Source organism: Helicobacter sp. T3_23-1056 (assembly GCF_053654535.1).
Genome location: NZ_JBSIUU010000064.1, coordinates 1 through 2208 on the forward strand (window position 1 = coordinate 1; position 2208 = coordinate 2208).

Annotated in this window: 4 protein-coding genes; 3 read left to right on the forward strand and 1 reads right to left on the reverse strand. The window is 37.5% G+C overall.

Translation table 11 applies throughout. The annotated features are described in order from the left end of the window. Together ACWIUO_RS13600 and ACWIUO_RS13605 are read left to right on the forward strand one after the other, a co-directional pair. On the forward strand, positions 1–879 hold an 879-nt coding region (locus ACWIUO_RS13600), incomplete at its 5' end, for an LPD3 domain-containing protein (RefSeq protein ID WP_454178426.1). A gap of 149 nt (positions 880–1028) precedes the next feature. Then, on the forward strand, positions 1029–1286 hold the full coding sequence (locus tag ACWIUO_RS13605; RefSeq protein WP_454178427.1) for a hypothetical protein: 258 nt from the start codon (positions 1029–1031) through the stop codon (positions 1284–1286). On the opposite strand, the gene ACWIUO_RS13610 is transcribed toward ACWIUO_RS13605, so the two are convergent. Then, the gene (locus ACWIUO_RS13610; protein ID WP_454178428.1) at positions 1236–1505 is read right to left on the reverse strand and encodes a hypothetical protein; all 270 of its coding nucleotides are present in this window, start codon (positions 1503–1505) and stop codon (positions 1236–1238) included. The genes ACWIUO_RS13605 and ACWIUO_RS13610 overlap by 51 nt on opposite strands. Positions 1506–1521: 16 nt before the next feature. Between ACWIUO_RS13610 and ACWIUO_RS13615 the strand changes: the two genes are divergently transcribed. Next, a complete protein-coding gene (locus tag ACWIUO_RS13615; protein WP_454178429.1) occupies positions 1522–2043 on the forward strand; it encodes an LPD3 domain-containing protein in 522 nt (173 codons plus the stop codon). Positions 2044–2208 lie beyond the last annotated feature (165 nt).

A 2208-nucleotide genomic window follows, 5' to 3' on the forward strand; every position in this document is an offset into this window, starting at 1 on the left:
TCTAGCAATCCAAACATTTACCACGCAAACGCGACTTTAGGGGGAGGCGTGCTAGGGGGGAGCATAGCAGGGCTAGAGTATGATGAAAATGGCGACATAAAAGGCTTTAACCCGCAGAATTTCGCGCTAGGTTTTGCAAGCGGTGCGCTAGCAAGCAAAGGACTACAAACTAGCGCAAAAAGGCTAGAAAAACTTGCCAATAGAAACCCAAAAGCAAAAGCCTTGCTAGAGAGAATCAAAACCAAGCACACTAAGAATCAAAGCAATTTAGCTACAATGTCAAATCAAAAACTTGCTAAGGGCAAAAATATGGAAAATCAAAAACTAGCACAAGCCTTGCAAATCTTACCAAGTGCAGAAGCACGAAATATTAGTGATTTAGATATAATGGCAAATACAGATTTTAGCAAAGGCAATCAAATGGCAAAAACCATAATAATAAGCACGCAAGACAAACAACATATACGAGAATTACGCACAAAAGCACGCAATGCGATTAACACTATTATAAACCAACAAATTATAAATAAAAACGATGGCAGAGTAGCGCAAATAAGCGTCAATGGTAGAGATAAGATTTTGAGCGGGGAGGCATTGAAAAAATCAATAGTAAATGGCTTTAGCAAGGAGGAGCATTTTAACACCGCACAAAAACTGAAAGAACTATACAAAAACGCTATTTTGCAAAATAGCCATAAGGACACAAAAAGCAAAGACATAAAACAAACACATAGATATTTAGCAAACACGATTATAAACAACAAAGAAGCGCAGGCATTATTAACTATAAGAGAAGTAATAGAGCACGGAAATAGAATATATTCGTTAGAATTGCAAGAGTTACGCCCTATGCCTAGTGCCAAACTCACACCAACTTAAACAGCAAGGGCGATAGTCTAATCTCACTCAAGGAGGCAGATGCGAGAGAGTTGAACTCTTGCCCCGATTATTGAATAGACCGATAAAAATATACAATAAAAAACAAAACAAGTCAAATTTAAACCTAAAACCAACGCAAAGGATAAAAAATGGCACTTAGCAAGGAATTAAAGAAAAATCTCGAATTGATACTCAAAAACCCACATTTGCAGGCTTTTGAGTTTGAAAAACAAAAGCATAACGACTACTTAAAAGCGCAGGAAAATCTAGCAAAAAACGCTAGCCAAGCCCTAAGCCAAAGCAAAACAGGCTACTACTATGAGCCGACAAACACAGGCACAACAAGCATAAGCCCACTAAACAGCGATTCTAGCCAAAGCCAAAAAACGCCCTTTATGAGAGAATAAAAACACCGCGCTAAAATCCCCAAAACTACGACAAAAGGCATTAGACTTTAGCGACAAAGCTGGCGAAGTCATATCACGCACACTAAAAGAATCAAACCTACCCAAACACGCCCAAAACGCGCTAGAAATCGTTTTAGGCAAACGCCTTGCAAACGCGCTGGATTCTCGGGCGTGGATAAATGAACCAAAAGAGGCGATAAAGTCGCTAGAAAAAGACACGCAAGAATTAGCTACAATGTCAAACGCAAAACAAGCGAGCAAAAATAGTGATATAATCCCAAACAAACAAGCCACGCAGGACATATTAGAAATGAAAATATCAACACCAAAAGAAGCAAAAAACACACATATTTTGCGATACGAACTACAAAAAGCACTAAAACCAATAATCGCAAAACCAATCACAAATAAAAATGATGGCAGGGTGGCTATCCTAAACAAAGATGGGCATAAAAAAATACAAAGCACAAAAGCAATTAGCAAAAGTATAGAAAATGGATTTAGCGAAAAACAACATTTTGAGGTTGCTAAATGCTTAAAAGAGTTATACGAGAATGCAAGACTAAGAGAAATCACACCCGATAAGAATGCGGACAAAAACATACAAATACCAAGATATGAAGCGCATTTTATGCTAGATGGACAGCCAGCACAAGCCAAAATCACTTTAAAAGAAACAATGAAAGGAAAATATAAAGGGAATAGAATTTACACGATAGAACTAGAAAGTATCGCTAAGTTGCCTAGTGAGCCCTAGACCTTAGCGAATAAAAAACTACAAAGTCATTCAAAGACGCAACTAGCTCAGCATTGCGCAGCCCTTTGTAGATTTAAAAGCAATATTACAATAAAAAAAACAAAAAGTCAAACAAAACAAAAGGACAAAAAATGGACAAAATCAACGAATTACAAGACAAAATCC